Annotated in this window: 13 protein-coding genes and 1 pseudogene; 8 read left to right on the top strand and 6 right to left on the bottom strand. The window is 71.2% G+C overall.

Annotated features, from left to right (window positions below; all coding sequences use genetic code 11):
* Positions 1–420: 420 nt before the first annotated feature.
* Positions 421–663, bottom strand: a complete 243-nt coding sequence (locus tag L6E17_RS27805) for a GntR family transcriptional regulator (protein WP_236243416.1) — start codon at positions 661–663, stop codon at positions 421–423.
* 570 nt (positions 664–1,233) lie between these two features.
* Between L6E17_RS27805 and L6E17_RS27800 the strand changes: the two genes are divergently transcribed.
* Entirely contained in the window at positions 1,234–1,416 is a 183-nt protein-coding gene (locus L6E17_RS27800) for a hypothetical protein (RefSeq protein ID WP_236243415.1), read from the top strand.
* Between the two features lie 127 nt (positions 1,417–1,543).
* Here L6E17_RS27800 and L6E17_RS27795 read toward each other — a convergent pair whose 3' ends face one another.
* Positions 1,544–1,942 (bottom strand): hypothetical protein, encoded by a 399-nt coding sequence (locus L6E17_RS27795; protein WP_236243414.1) that lies wholly within the window; start codon positions 1,940–1,942, stop codon positions 1,544–1,546.
* A 9-nt stretch (positions 1,943–1,951) separates the two neighbouring features.
* The gene (locus L6E17_RS27790; protein WP_236243413.1) at positions 1,952–2,863 is read right to left on the bottom strand and encodes a hypothetical protein; all 912 of its coding nucleotides are present in this window, start codon (positions 2,861–2,863) and stop codon (positions 1,952–1,954) included.
* Between the two features lie 669 nt (positions 2,864–3,532).
* On the opposite strand from L6E17_RS27790, the gene L6E17_RS27785 reads away from it, so the two are divergent.
* From L6E17_RS27785 to L6E17_RS27765, 5 genes are all read left to right on the top strand, one after another.
* Positions 3,533–3,724, top strand: a complete 192-nt coding sequence (locus L6E17_RS27785; protein ID WP_236243412.1) for a hypothetical protein — start codon at positions 3,533–3,535, stop codon at positions 3,722–3,724.
* Entirely contained in the window at positions 3,708–4,232 is a 525-nt protein-coding gene (locus L6E17_RS27780) for a DUF6879 family protein (protein ID WP_236243411.1), read from the top strand. Before L6E17_RS27785 ends, L6E17_RS27780 begins: the two co-directional genes overlap by 17 nt.
* Complete coding sequence (locus tag L6E17_RS27775) at positions 4,229–5,059, top strand: helix-turn-helix transcriptional regulator (protein ID WP_236243410.1); 831 nt, start codon at positions 4,229–4,231, stop codon at positions 5,057–5,059. The genes L6E17_RS27780 and L6E17_RS27775 overlap by 4 nt, the downstream gene beginning before the upstream one ends.
* A gap of 528 nt (positions 5,060–5,587) precedes the next feature.
* On the top strand, positions 5,588–5,812 hold the full coding sequence (locus tag L6E17_RS27770) for a DUF397 domain-containing protein (protein WP_124442010.1): 225 nt from the start codon (positions 5,588–5,590) through the stop codon (positions 5,810–5,812).
* Between the two features lie 91 nt (positions 5,813–5,903).
* Positions 5,904–6,374: a hypothetical protein gene (locus L6E17_RS27765; protein WP_236243409.1), complete on the top strand. Its 471-nt coding sequence runs from the start codon at positions 5,904–5,906 to the stop codon at positions 6,372–6,374.
* Between the two features lie 263 nt (positions 6,375–6,637).
* On the opposite strand, the gene L6E17_RS27760 is transcribed toward L6E17_RS27765, so the two are convergent.
* A complete protein-coding gene (locus L6E17_RS27760) occupies positions 6,638–7,795 on the bottom strand; it encodes an acyl-CoA dehydrogenase (RefSeq protein WP_236243408.1) in 1,158 nt (385 codons plus the stop codon).
* A 195-nt stretch (positions 7,796–7,990) separates the two neighbouring features.
* On the opposite strand from L6E17_RS27760, the gene L6E17_RS27755 reads away from it, so the two are divergent.
* Positions 7,991–9,334, top strand: a complete 1,344-nt coding sequence (locus L6E17_RS27755) for a UDP-glucose/GDP-mannose dehydrogenase family protein (protein WP_236243407.1) — start codon at positions 7,991–7,993, stop codon at positions 9,332–9,334.
* 237 nt (positions 9,335–9,571) lie between these two features.
* On the opposite strand, the pseudogene L6E17_RS27750 reads toward L6E17_RS27755, so the two are convergent.
* Positions 9,572–10,853 (bottom strand): annotated as a pseudogene (locus L6E17_RS27750) (LCP family protein).
* Between the two features lie 130 nt (positions 10,854–10,983).
* On the opposite strand from L6E17_RS27750, the gene L6E17_RS27745 reads away from it, so the two are divergent.
* Positions 10,984–11,517: an acyl-CoA thioesterase gene (locus L6E17_RS27745; protein ID WP_236243406.1), complete on the top strand. Its 534-nt coding sequence runs from the start codon at positions 10,984–10,986 to the stop codon at positions 11,515–11,517.
* A gap of 57 nt (positions 11,518–11,574) precedes the next feature.
* Here the strand turns inward: L6E17_RS27745 and L6E17_RS27740 are convergent, their stop codons facing one another.
* Positions 11,575–13,104 (bottom strand): LCP family protein, encoded by a 1,530-nt coding sequence (locus L6E17_RS27740; protein WP_236243405.1) that lies wholly within the window; start codon positions 13,102–13,104, stop codon positions 11,575–11,577.
* Positions 13,105–13,284 lie beyond the last annotated feature (180 nt).

The raw sequence follows: 13,284 nt of genomic DNA, 5'->3' as shown, positions 1-13,284 counted from the left end.
CGCACCCCCCGACACCCCCGCACGCCCGTACGGCGACCGCCGGTACATCAGGGTGCGGGCTCCTTGTGCGAGAGCCTGGCGAGGACGAACACCCCCTGCACGGTGAATGCCTTGGGCGACACGTCCTGCCTGCACCACGTCGGGGGCGGACTTGCCGGTACGCCGGCTGACGGCGCCGCGCCGCGGGCTGCCGCCGCTCAGGCGACCCCTCCGGGGCGTGGGGTGCGCGCTGCCGGTCACCAACGGCCTTGACGATGGAGCTTCCCTCACGTCAGGCCACGGTGTCGGACTGCAACGTCCTCCTGCGCCGACATCCGGAGGGCCACTGACGCCTGGCGGCCGGCCGCAGCGCCGACCAACTGCCGTACGCCGGTGACGGGAGGCGGGTGCGCGGCAACGGCGGGTGCTTCGGGGAGGCGATTACTCGCTGGGCGGCAGCGGGTCGGCGACGAACGTTCCCAACCCGACCTCGCCCCGCGTCCACCCCTGTTCCCGCACGTGCCGCATGGCCTTCGCCGCGGTCGCGTTCACCACACCGAACTCCTGGGCGATCTCCAGTGTGGAAGGCACGCGACTGCCGGGCGGGTAGGTCCCGTCCTGGATCCGCCGGATGATCTCCGCTGAGATCTGCCTCCACAGAGGGCGGGTGCGATCAAGGTCCATGGCGCCAGCGTGGGTGACCGCAGGTTTCCATGCATCCGTAGATAACCGTGGATAACTGCGCTACCGTGGGCACGCAAACAGAAGCGCCCCCGGGCGGCCGGGCAAGGGCCGAATCCCAGGGGCTACCGAAGAACGGAGCTTCGGACATGCGAAACCCTATCGCTGCGCTGCTCGCGTGGCTGTTCGGCCTGCTGGAAGGCGGCCCCACAGGGGATCCGGTCGCCGCGCATGCCATCGATCGGCATGTCTCCGGCCGAGGGAAGGCGGCCTGTGCGGCCGGGGCGTCTTCCTGGCAGGGGAGGAGCGCGCGGTCCGGCCCCGCCTGGGGGTGGGCCCCGCGCCCCGGCTTCCCGTGCGGGCTGGGCGCCGGGGCGGCCTGGTGAGCGGGCCGCAGCGCGGGCGGCGGCCCGTCCGTCTGTGCGTGCGGTGCGAGCGGGTCACGGAGGAGCCGGTGGTGGTGTCCGAGGTGCACCAGGCCAGCGGCCCGGGGTTCTCCGTGTACGCGTGCCCCGCCTGCGCGCCGCACTTCCCGCCGCTGCCGGACGTGTCCGAGCTGATGGGCGGCGCGCGGTGACCGAAGAGCGCACGACGGAGCAGGTGATCGCCGACTCCTGGCGGACCGGGCGGACGCAGGAGTGCGAGGGAGGCGAGCACGAGGTGTGCCATCCGATGGAGGTGTACGACTCCGACCCGCCCGGCCCCGATGAGAAGCCGTGGTTCGCGATCACCTGCACGTGCGCCTGCCACGGATAGAACCGGTTTCGCAGCAGTCCCCGGCAGGCACCTGCCGGGGCTGTCCGGGCCCGCCCGGAAAGCCCGAGGGCCCGGGGCCGTGCAGGCCCCGGACCCTCAGGTACAGGTGGTGTCGCCGGTGCGGGCGTCAGACGGCGAGGCCGACCGAGACCAGCCCGCCGCCCGCGGCCACCGCGTACGCCAGCCCTTGCGACCAGCGCGGGGCCCGGTCGGGACGGCCCCGGGTCGCCAGGACCATGACCGAGTTGGCGGCCAGCGCCGGGAGCAGCACGCCGAAGAGCGCGAACGTCCCGACGGTGGACAGGGACCACTCCAGCGGCACCGTGAAGGCCGCCGCGGCCACCGCGAGCGCGGCGATCCCGTACAGCACGCCGGACGCGTGCGTGATGTCGTCGCGGCGGTCAGGAACCGGGCCGCGCTTCTTGTAGTGGCTCCAGTGGCGCCGCTCGGTGCCGACCCGCGCCAGCACCATCACGGCGACCTCGACCGCCAGTGCCACGACGGCCACCTTCTCGATGACACCCATCACGTCACCTCACTTCTGGCATGCGTTGGAAATGGCAGTGATACCGATGAACGCCTTGACCGCCTCGCGCTCCTTCGAGCCGACCCGCTTGCCGTTGACGAAGCGCCAGATGATGGTGGCGGTCTTCTTGGCACCGTACTTCTTGAACAGGGCCACGGCGCGGGCCACCTTGATGCTGGACCCCGCCGGGACGAAGGTCAGCAGGACGCCGGCGACGGCGGCGCTGCACTTGGCGATGAACTTCGTCTGGTCCCACCAGCTGGGGTCGGCGACCACCGGGAAGGCGGTGTCCTTGTCGAACCCGACCGTCTGGACGAGCGCCCCGCCCTCGACGCGGTAGGACGTCGGCACCGCCTCGCCGCGGGCGTCCTTGGCCCAGGGCGCGTCGAAGGTGCCCAGCAGCTCCTCGCCCTTGCTGACGGTGACGCTTCCGTCCTCCTGCTTCTCCGCCACGGCACCGGCCGGCAGGTGGAGGTCGAAGCGGTACTCCTTGGCGGCGGAGGCGTTGTTGATGACGACCAGGGAGCGGACGCCGTTGACGGTCGGCTGGACCGCGAGGTCGGTGGCCGAGTCCGCACCCGGGTAGACGATCGTGCCGTTGCCGGTCGCGGTCGCGGAGCCCGTGCCCACGTCCGGCAGGCCGATCCCCACGGTGCCGCCGTCCCCGGCCGAGGCCTCGACGACGCCCCGCGTGGTGGCGGGGGCGGTGACGGTGTTCACGCCGCGCTCCGTGGCCACGACCGCGCGCAGCGAGCCCTCGGGCGTGGTCGCGGCGGGCACGATGTCGGCCGTGCCCGTGGCCTTCTCGACGACGGCGGCGGCCTGGGCGGCGGCGGTCGTCGGCTTGCTGTCAGCGCTCCGCGCGGGCGCCGCGTGGGCGGCGGTGGTGGTGAAGACGGCGGCCGCGGCGACGCTCGCCACGGTCACGGTCGTACGGCGCAGAGCGGTGCGGGAAAAGGCTCCCGTGTACATGCTTGTTCCCCCATGGGTCTTGCAGCGGACACGGTGGCTCCCTGCTGGTCAGGCAGGGCGCCACCGGTGCCCGTTCGGTCGAGACCCACCCCATCAAGGGCGCACACCCCGCGCTATGGCGGAGGCCATAATTCCGCCTCAGAAGTCACTCAAATCTCGGGGGCTCCCGCCACCGAAACCCCAGGCCAGCCGCACCGGACCGGCCCGGATGCCCGCGCGCTCGGACCAGCAGGACCGCACGGAGGCGTTTCCGCCCGAGGGCCGGGCACCAGGCACGTACGCCCCCATCCGCGTACGGCAGCAGCCCCCGGCGCGGGGCCGGGGGCTGCTGTGTCGGCGCAGGGGCGGTGGCCGCCGCGGCGAGCGGAGGCAGGCGGCCCGCCCCCGGAGCCGGGGCGGACCGGAGTGTTGACGTGCGCGCGTCGCGGCCGCCTCCGGCCCGGCCCGGAAGGCTACGGCAGGTTCCTGGCCATCACGATCCGCTGGACAAGCAGGCATGCGGAGGTTACGCGGTTTCCCGTTCCGTCAACCGCGATCGCTTGACCCGCACATCCGGCTCTCGGGAGCATCGACCCGGGTGGGAGGCACTGGCAGCGGCATGGGAGGGGAACCCGGACCATGAAGGTCACCAAGCTGGTCAGCACGTGCGATATCAAGGACTGCCCGACGATCTACGCGACGGATCGCGGCACCTTCCTGGTGCAGGGAGAGACGCCGACCGACCACGGGCTTCGGATTCCCGCTCATGAAACGCTGGTCGAGATCCCGATGGAACTGCTCCGGAAGGCCGTCCGTGACAACCTCATCTAAGACTCTCGGCGACCTCTTCGACTCGTTCGAGCGTGAGGCTTTCCGTCTGGAGACCCTGGACGACTACAGCAGGTCCGGGAACGTCGACGCGTATCACGCCTACCTGGCCGGAGAGCCCCAGCCGGACGACTACAACGCCGGGTGGGTGGAGGAACTCCGTTCGCACACCGACAGCGGGAAGCGGGTCTATCGGGTGCACATCCTGTCGCGCCCGCTTACGGACTACCTTTGCTTCGAACTCGGGTGGGGCTACCGGAAGAACATGGCGGGAGGCGAGGAGTTCTTCATCCTCGACACCACCGACAAACCAAATCCTCTACCCGGCGTTCCGGACTTCTGGTGCTTCGACTCGGAGTCCGTGGCCGTGATGAACTACGACAGTGCAGGCAAATATCTGGGTTCGCAGGTGCTGGAGCCGGACCGGGCAGCAGAGTTCGCCAGGTACCGTGACACGGCACTTGCGCACGCAGAACCATTCACCGAATGGTGGGCCAAGTACGGGGCGTGAACAGAGCACAGCTTGGGGCCGCGCTGCGGGCGCTGCGCATGGCATCCGGAAAGGAAGCCAAGGCAGTGGCCCGCGGCGCCCTCATGTCTCCGTCCAAGCTGTCCAAGATCGAGAATGCCAAGGTCGCACCGAGCGCCCCGGACGTTGAACGCATCCTGACCGCCATCGGCGTCTCGGATGAGGTCAAGGCCGAGTACACGGAGGCCGCCCGAGCATCGGCGACGGAAGCGACAGCGTGGCGGCTGCTGAAGCGCATCGGCGTCCACAAGGGGCAGCAAGCCGCCAAGGCCCTGGAAGCCCAGATGTCGACGCTGCGGCTCTTTCAACCGGCGCTGGTCCCCGGCCTGCTGCAAACCCCCGAGTACATCCGCGCCGTTCTGAAACGGCACCGCCTGAGTGAAGAAGCCGTCACGCGCACGATCAACGGGAGACTTGAACGGCAAGGGGTTCTCTACGACGGCACGAAATCACTTCGGTTCGTCATCACGGAACCCGTGCTGAGGTGGAGAATTGTCCCCCCGCAGATGATGGCGGCGCAACTCGACCGCATCGCCTCCATGTCGCGCCTGCCTCACGTCGATATTCGAGTCGTACCGCTGGCGATGCAGCAGCACGACATCGCCAATCATGCATTCGTCATTCGCGATGACCGCATGGTGACGATGGAGACCGTTCACGCTGAAGTCGTCGTTACGGACCCCAAAGACGTGGGGCTGTACGTGGACAAATTTGATGGGTTCGCAGCCGTAGCTCTGTCAGGTGACAGAATGCGGGGCCTGCTCGAAGGCATCCGAAACGAGTTCTTGCGAGAACAGGAAACAGCCTAGAGGTCCGCCACCGGGCCAGCCGAAGATGGCGTCATGGGGAGCGAAGAGAGAACCTCCGATCCGACGTCGACCGCATCGGCAATCAGCCTGATGGAGGGGCCAAATGAGCCGTCTCCCAGACCGGGTTGTCGTACGTGCCTCTCACTGTCGGTCGCTCGCGAGAACGCGCGATCCGCAGGGGACCACAGCGGGGTTTCACACGGCAACGTGAGGCTCCGCCGCCACCGAGCCGAGGAACACGCGTGACGCGCAGGGGAGCGGCGCAGCGGCTGCTCCGTGACCGGCCGTTGATGACGATGCGCGTTTCCCGTGACTCCGGGCACACATGGGAGCCCGAGCGGGCAGTGTCGGCGAGCGACGATCCGGCACCTCTGATGACTTCAGCGTGGCCGCCGTGCAAGTGCGCGCGGTGCGCCGAGTCCGGCAAGCGTTCCGGCCGCTGAAGCGCGGCTCTCCCCCTTTCACTCCCGCCCGTACGGGCGGCGGCGGTCAGCCATGGCCGCGATCAGTTGGCAGGAAGGCGCAGTGATGCTGAACGGAACCGACCTGTACGCGCTCGACATCAACGGGGCCTCGTTCGTCAAGGCGTGTGGCGGCCCCTGCACCGAAGGGTGCGTGACCCTGGCCCGGATCGGTGACGACGCCTGGGCCCTGGGCGACAGCAAGCGGCCGGACGCGCAGCCGCTGCGGTTCACCACGGAGGAGCTGGACGCGGCCGGGATCGACCCGGCGCGGTTCGGTCTGAACGTCTGACCCTCCGCCGTCGCCGACCGGCCCGGCCTCCCCTCCACACAAGCCGGGCCGGTTGGTCCCGCAACCCCCATCACCGAACGGTAATCGGCTGGTGCACCACCATCACGGCTATCTGTGGGTCGGCCCGAGGGAACGCTTCGACCAGGAAGCCTTACGGCGGCCCCCGCATCCCGAGCCGCCCCCGCCCGGCAGCAAGCCCGAACTGATCCAGCGCTACCGAGAGGTGGCAGCGGAGTTCCCCCTGTCTGATCTGCCACCGCTGGAAACGGCGTACTGGCTCATCAAGCCGTGCGCGTCAGTTCGTGGCACCTGGGATGAAGCCAAGAGAGCGGCGGGATGGGTCGACGAACGGCTGACCGAGTTGGCGCCCCGCTTCGCCTCTGAGCACGACCGGGACACAACCCGCCTGGCCCGACTGGTGAGCGCTGCCGCTGAGCGACTGCACTCGGGTGCTGATGTGTCGTATGGCTTCTATCTGGAGCGCCCCTCGTATCTGTCCCTGGCAGTGGTGACGTGCTCCCCGAATCGCTCGATGCCTGCCCTGCCCTGCCCGGTCGCGTAGTCGCAGCCCCAGAAGAAGCCCCGGCCGACGTGGCCGGAGCTTCTGTGGTGGGTCACACGTCTGATCCCCACACGACGGCAGCCCCCGGTGACGCACCGGGGGCTGCATTCGTTTGTGCTGGTCAGCGGCTGTTCTCGCATCGCCGGCCCCCAGGATTCCCCCAGCACGACGCCCATCAACAGCCCTGATCAGGCCGCAACGGGCAGAAAGCCGAGAGCGCTCCTCAGGAGCCTCAGGACCGGCTCTGACCTGCCGAAACCGCGCTACGGCAGGTTCCTGGCCATCACGATCCGCTGGACCTGGTTCGTGCCCTCGTAGATCTGCGTGATCTTCGCGTCGCGCATCATGCGCTCGACCGGGTAGTCGCGGGTGTAGCCGTAGCCGCCGAGGAGCTGCACCGCGTCCGTGGTGACCTCCATGGCCACGTCCGAGGCGAAGCACTTCGCGGCGGCGCCGAAGAAGGTGAGGTCGCCGTCGACGCGCTCCGACTTGGCGGCGGCCGCGTACGTCAGCTGGCGGGCGGCCTCCAGCTTCATCGCCATGTCGGCCAGCATGAACTGGACGCCCTGGAAGTCGGCGATGGGCTTGCCGAACTGCTTGCGCTCCTTGACGTAGCCCTTGGCGTAGTCGAGGGCGCCCTGCGCGATGCCGAGGGCCTGGGCCGCGATGGTGATGCGGGTGTGGTCCAGGGTCTTCATCGCGGTGGCGAAGCCGGTGCCCTCCTCGCCGATCATGCGGTCGGCGGGGATGCGGACGTTGTCCAGGTAGACCTCGCGGGTCGGGGAGCCCTTGATGCCGAGCTTCTTCTCGGGCGCGCCGAAGGAGACGCCCTCGTCGGACTTCTCCACCACGAAGGCGGAGATGCCCTTGGAGCGCTTCTCCGGGTCCGTGACCGCCATGACCGTGTAGTACTCGGACACGCCGGCGTTCGTGATCCAGCGCTTCACGCCGTTGAGGACGTAGTGGTCGCCGTCGCGGACCGCCTTCGTCTTCATGCCGGCCGCGTCCGAGCCGGCGTCCGGCTCGGACAGGCAGTACGAGAACATCGCGTCGCCCTGGGCCAGCGGCCGCAGGTACTTCTGCTTCAGCTCCTCGGAACCCGACAGGACGACCGGCAGCGAGCCCAGCTTGTTCACCGCGGGGATCAGCGACGAGGAGGCGCAGACACGGGCCACCTCCTCGATGACGATCACCGTGGCGAGGGCGTCGGCGCCCGCGCCGCCGTAGCTCTCCGGGACGTGCACGGCGTGCAGGTCCGAGCCGACCAGGGCGTCGAGCGCCTCCTGCGGGAAGCGGGCCTCCTCGTCGACCGCCGCGGCGTACGGGGCGATCTTGGCCTCGGCGAGCGAGCGGACGGTCTCGCGGAGCATGTCGTGCTCCTCGGACGGGCGGTACAGATCGAAGTCAGGCGTTCCCGCCATCTGTCTCTCACTCCCCTGAGCTGCGTGCTAACTACCGTTAAGTAACCCTGATTTTAGTGCCCGCCCCGCGCCCGGGCCTATGTGACGATCGCGTGAGCTTGCTGACAGGGCCCGTGCCGCCCGAACAATGCCCCAGGTGAGCCCCGGCTATGCTCGGCCTGGCGCACCCGCCCGCACAGCACAGGAGCAGCACACATGGCCCTGAAGATCACCGTGATCGGCACCGGCTACCTCGGCGCCACCCATGCGGCGGCCATGGCAGAGCTCGGCTTCGAGGTGCTCGGCCTGGACGTGCTGCCCCAGAAGATCGAGATGCTGGCCGCCGGGCGCGTCCCCATGTACGAGCCCGGCCTGGAGGACCTGCTGCGCAAGCATGTCGCCGGGATCGAGGGGTCCACGGGACGGCTGCGGTTCACCACCTCCTGGGAGGAGGTCGGCGAGTTCGGCGACGTCCACTTCGTGTGCGTGAACACGCCGCAGCGGCACGGCGAGTACGGCTGCGACATGACGTACGTCGACGCGGCCTTCGGGTCGCTGGTGCCGCACCTGCGCAAGCCCAGCCTCGTCGTCGGCAAGTCCACCGTGCCGGTCGGCAGCGCCGAGCGGCTCTCGCGGCTGCTCGCCGACCGCGCCCCCGCCGGGGCCGACGTGGAGCTGGCCTGGAACCCGGAGTTCCTGCGCGAGGGCTTCGCCGTGCAGGACACCCTGCACCCGGACCGCATCGTCGTCGGCGTCGAGAGCGAGCGCGCCGAGAAGATCCTGCGGGAGGTGTACGAGACGCCCATCGGCGAGGGCTCGCCGTTCGTCGTCACGGATTTCCCGACCGCCGAGCTGGTCAAGACCGCCGCGAACTCCTTCCTCGCCACGAAGATCTCCTTCATCAACGCCATGGCCGAGGTCTGCGAGGCGGCCGGCGGCGACGTGGCGAAGCTGGCGGAGGCCATCGGGCACGACGAGCGCATCGGCGCCAAGTTCCTGCGCGCCGGCATCGGCTTCGGCGGCGGCTGCCTACCCAAGGACATCCGCGCCTTCATGGCCCGCGCGGGCGAGCTGGGCGCCGACCAGGCCCTGACCTTCCTGCGGGAGATCGACTCCATCAACATGCGGCGCCGCGGCCAGATGGTCGGCATGGCCCGCGAGGCCCTCGGCGACGGCACCTTCCTCGGCAAGCGCGTCGCCGTGCTCGGCGCCGCCTTCAAGCCGGACTCCGACGACGTGCGCGACTCGCCCGCGCTGAACGTGGCCGGGCAGATCCACCTCCAGGGCGGCCAGGTCACGGTGTACGACCCGAAGGGCATGGACAACGCCCGCCGGATCTTCCCCACGCTCGGCTACGCCGACAGCGCGCTGGAGGCGGCCCGCGGCGCGGACGTGGTGCTGCACCTGACCGAGTGGCGGGAGTTCCGCGAGATCGACCCCGCCGCGCTGGGCGAGGTCGTGAACCGGCGGATCATCCTCGACGGCCGCAACGCCCTGGACCCGGCCGTGTGGCGCGAGGCCGGATGGACCTTCCGCGCCATGGGCCGCCCCCGGGCCTGACCTGCGCGGGCCGCCCGAGGCCTGGCGCGCCATAGGCCGCCTCGGGGCCCGACCCTGCGCGGGCCGCCCGCGGGCCGGAAGCCTCGGCGGACCGCCCCGGGCATCGTCCATGGGCCCCCGCGCCTGACCGTCCTTGGTCCGTGCGGGGGCTGCGGGCTGCGGGGCCGCGGCGGGGGAGAGGCGGCAGGGCCGCCGGTGCCCGGCCGCGGCGGCCGGTCACCGGGCACCGGGCACCGGTCACCGGTTCGAGGTGACGGTGACCTTCTCGTCGTTCTGGATCTGCTGCACCAGCTGCCGGACCTTCTCCTTGTCCCAGACGAGGTTGCTGCCGCGGCTGCCGGAGATCGGCATGTTCATGGACGTACCGTCGCCGCCGTTGACCCCCTTCATCGCGAAGAACATCTCCGCCAGGTCGAACAGCGACATGTCCTCGTCCACGATCAGCGTGTCCAGGCCCGCCCCCAGCGTGGGGTAGAGCCGGAACGGGTTGAGGACCGTGCCCGGCGTGGCCGCCTGGCCGGCGAGCGCGGCGAGGAACTTCTGCTGGTTCTTCGTGCGGGCCAGGTCCGACTCCGCGAAGGCGTACCGGGTGCGGACGAAGGCGAGGGACTGCTCGCCGTCGAGGGTCTGCCGCCCCGCCTGGAAGTCGGCGCCCGACTTCTTGTCCTTGAAGCCCTTCTCGATGTCGATCTCGACCCCGCCGAGCGCGTCGACGATGTTCGCGAAACCGGCGAAACCGATCTCCGCGTAGTGGTCGATGCGCAGCCCCGTGTTGTGCTCCACCGTCCGCACCAGCAGCTCCGGCCCGTCCTCGGCGTACGCGGCGTTCAGCTTCACCCGCCGCCCCGTGCCCTTGAACGTCTTGCCGGACTCCGACCCGACGAAGGTCGGTATCTCGACGTCCGAGTCCCGCGGCAGCGAGATCATCGTGTTCCCGCTGGAGCAGGCCGCGAGGATCATCATGGAGTCGGTGCGCTTGCCCTCGGCGGCGCCGGTCCGCAGCCGCTTGCGGTCCTCGGCGGTCAGGCCCTCACGGCTGTCCGAGCCCACGATCAGGTACGTCGTGCAGGCGCCTTCCTCGGGGCGCTCGATGACCTTGGACAGGGCCACCTCGCGGCGCATCCTGCCGTCGGCCCAGAAGTACGTGGCGACGGTGGTCACCACCAGCACCGCGGCCACGGTGATCGAACCGATCTTGATGCGCCGGCGCCAGTCCGGTGCCGGCCGCGCCCCGCCCGGACCACCCGGGCCGCCCGCGCGACCCGGGCCGCCGGAACCCCCTGCCCGGTGCCGTACGGCGCCGCCGGCTGCTGCCCGGGCCCGCCCTGCGGGCCGCGGGGATGCCGTACACCTGTCCGGTGTTGTACCCGCTGTCGTACGGGCCGTCGTGGCCCTGCGACTGCTGCGGCGGCACGCTCGGCCGCCGCCGCGGCGCGGCCGGAGCGGGCGGGACGGGCCCGTTCCCACGGCGGAGGCGCGCGTCGCGGTCGTCGGACCATCCCTGAGGCCAGTCATTCATGCGGAACAGTGTGCCGCTCGCGCCCCCGCCCCTTACAGGCCGGGTGGCGAATCGGACCCGCCCTGTGGCGAACCTGTGGCAATCAGGCACGATGCGGGACCGCCACACGTCCGGGCATATGGTGGAGGGCATGACAGATCAGGCCATCCTCCGGGGCAAGCCCACCTCCGCGTCCCGGACCACGCTGAGCCACATCATGACCCACAACGACACCAACCTCCTGGGCACGGTGCACGGCGGCGTGATCATGAAGCTCGTGGACGACGCGGCGGGCGCCGTCGCCGGCCGCCACTCCGGCGGCCCCGCGGTGACCGCGTCCATGGACGAGATGGTCTTCCTGGAGCCGGTCAGGGTCGGTGACCTCGTCCACGTCAAAGCGCAGGTCAACTGGACGGGCCGGTCCTCCATGGAGGTCGGCGTGCGGGTGCTGGCCGAACGCTGGAACGAGTCGACCCCGGCCACCCAGGTCGGCTCGGCGTACCTGGTCTTCGCCGCCGTCGACGCGGACGGCAAGCCGCGTCCGGTACCCCCGGTGATTCCCGAGACGGAGCGCGACAAGCGCCGGTACCAGGAAGCGCAGATTCGCCGGACACACCGCCTCGCCCGCCGGCGAGCGATCAAGGAGCTCCGCGAGAAGCGCGCGGCCGAGGGCCTCGACGACTGACGCCGCAGGGCCCGGCCCGGCCGGGCGCACTCCCCTGGAGGGCCCGCCGGCCCCGGTTCAGGCGCAGGTGACCTCGTCGCCGGTCACCGCCGCGTACCCGCCCTTCGGGGCCTGCACCACCTGCGTCTCGCCGCGGACCGGCCGGACCTCCGTGAACGCCGTGCCCGCGGTCACCCGCATCACCGGGCCCTGGCCCGGTACCTCCCGCAGCTCCGCGTCCGGCAGCGCCGCGGCCAGGGTCTTCGCCGAGCGGTCCCACCGCGGGTCGTACGCCACGACCGTGCGCACCACGTCCCGCACCTCAGCGTTGTACGGGGTGCGCGTGGTGCGGAAGCCCGTACCCCGCAGGGCCGCGTCCACCCGGGCGCCCAGGCCGTCGAGCTGCGTCCCGTTGTAGACCTGCACCCGCACCTGCTCCGGCGGCACGTCCACCAGCTTCCGCCGCGCCTCGGAGCCGGACCCGGGCGCGGACGCGGACCCGGACGGGGCGGGCTCCGCCGTGACCAGCGGCCGGTCCTCGCGGATCGCGTCGAACAGCCGGCGCGCCCCCTCCGCGTCCCACTGCACGGTCGAGCCGACGCCCTGCACCGCCGCCCCGACCGGCTCCACCGGCACCGTCGTGAACTCCGACGACGAGGTCCTGAAGCCCCGCATCGCCTTCGCCAGCGCCACCATCTCCGCCGCACCGAACCCCTCGTCCGCCCTGACCGAGCCCGCCATCGCCGCCACCACCCGCCGGAAGCGCATCGGGTTCAGCAGCGCCGGGTCGCTCGACGCCCGGTCGACCAGCGCGGCGAGGAACCGCTGCTGGCGCTGCATCCGCCCCAGGTCCGACGTCCCGTCCACGTACCGCGACCGCACGTACTGGAGCGCCTGCCCGCCGTCCAGCAGGTGCGTGCCCGCGGGCAGGTCGAGCCCCGTCTTCGCGTCCTTCATCGGCCGGACGGAGCAGATGCGCACCCCGCCGACCGCGTCCACGGTCCGCATGAAGGACGTGAAGTCGACCTCCAGGTAGTGGTCGATCTTCACGCCGGTCATGCGCTCCACGGTGCGGACCGTCAGGTTGGGCCCGCCCTCCGCGTACGCGGCGTTCAGCTTCACCGGGTGCGGCCCGTGCTGCTTGCCCGTCGTCGCGTCCGTGTGCTCCGGCAGCTCCGCGTACGAGTCGCGGGGCAGGGACACCAGGCTGGCCCGCCGCCGGTCCTGCGAGATGTGCGCCAGGATGATGGTGTCCGTGCAGCGGCAGGGCGTCCCGCCCAGCCGGTAGCGGGCCTTGTCGGCGGCGGAGATGTCGTCGCGGCCGTCGGTCCCCACGAGCAGGATGTTCGTGCCGTCGCCGTCCTTGGGGCGGTTCTTCATGTCCTTGAACGCGTCGACCCGCCCGATGCCCGTGTCCAGGCTCGTCATCACCGCGTGCCCGACGCCGCTCGCCGCGAGCACCAGCACCGACAGGGCGGTCGCCGCCCGCGCCGCCCACCGCCGGGGCCTCCGTCCGGCCGGCGGCCGGACCGCGGGCGCGTCCGCCTCCCGGCGGACGGGCGGCGGCGGACCCGGGCGTACGGGGCGGCGGCGGGGCGGTGTGGGCACGGGGGCACCTCCGCGGGGCGGCGCGGGCGACGGGGCGGGCGGCCGGATCGGCGGCGGCGGTGACGCGGACGGCGACCGGCCGGCGCCGGGATCGGCGGCGGGACGGGAACGGGCGGCTGCGGACGGGCACGGGAGCGGGCACGGGGACGGGGCGGCGGCTGCACCGGCCGCGGCGACGGC

It is taken from the genome of Streptomyces sp. CC228A (assembly GCF_021390935.1).
Taxonomy (GTDB): domain Bacteria; phylum Actinomycetota; class Actinomycetes; order Streptomycetales; family Streptomycetaceae; genus Streptomyces.
Note: the sequence above shows the minus strand (reverse complement) of the source record. Positions and strands in the feature narration are given on the sequence as shown.

Excerpts from the sequence above, each read along its gene's own strand:
- L6E17_RS27755 (WP_236243407.1), top strand. The coding sequence starts at position 7,991 with ATGGCCCTGAAGATCACCGTGATCGGCACCGGCTACCTCGGCGCCACC.
- L6E17_RS27795 (WP_236243414.1), bottom strand. The coding sequence starts at position 1,942 with ATGGGTGTCATCGAGAAGGTGGCCGTCGTGGCACTGGCGGTCGAGGTC.
- L6E17_RS27805 (WP_236243416.1), bottom strand. The coding sequence starts at position 663 with ATGGACCTTGATCGCACCCGCCCTCTGTGGAGGCAGATCTCAGCGGAG.
- L6E17_RS27760 (WP_236243408.1), bottom strand. The coding sequence starts at position 7,795 with ATGGCGGGAACGCCTGACTTCGATCTGTACCGCCCGTCCGAGGAGCAC.
- L6E17_RS27770 (WP_124442010.1), top strand. The coding sequence starts at position 5,588 with ATGCTGAACGGAACCGACCTGTACGCGCTCGACATCAACGGGGCCTCG.
- L6E17_RS27785 (WP_236243412.1), top strand. The coding sequence starts at position 3,533 with ATGAAGGTCACCAAGCTGGTCAGCACGTGCGATATCAAGGACTGCCCG.
- L6E17_RS27745 (WP_236243406.1), top strand. The coding sequence starts at position 10,984 with ATGACAGATCAGGCCATCCTCCGGGGCAAGCCCACCTCCGCGTCCCGG.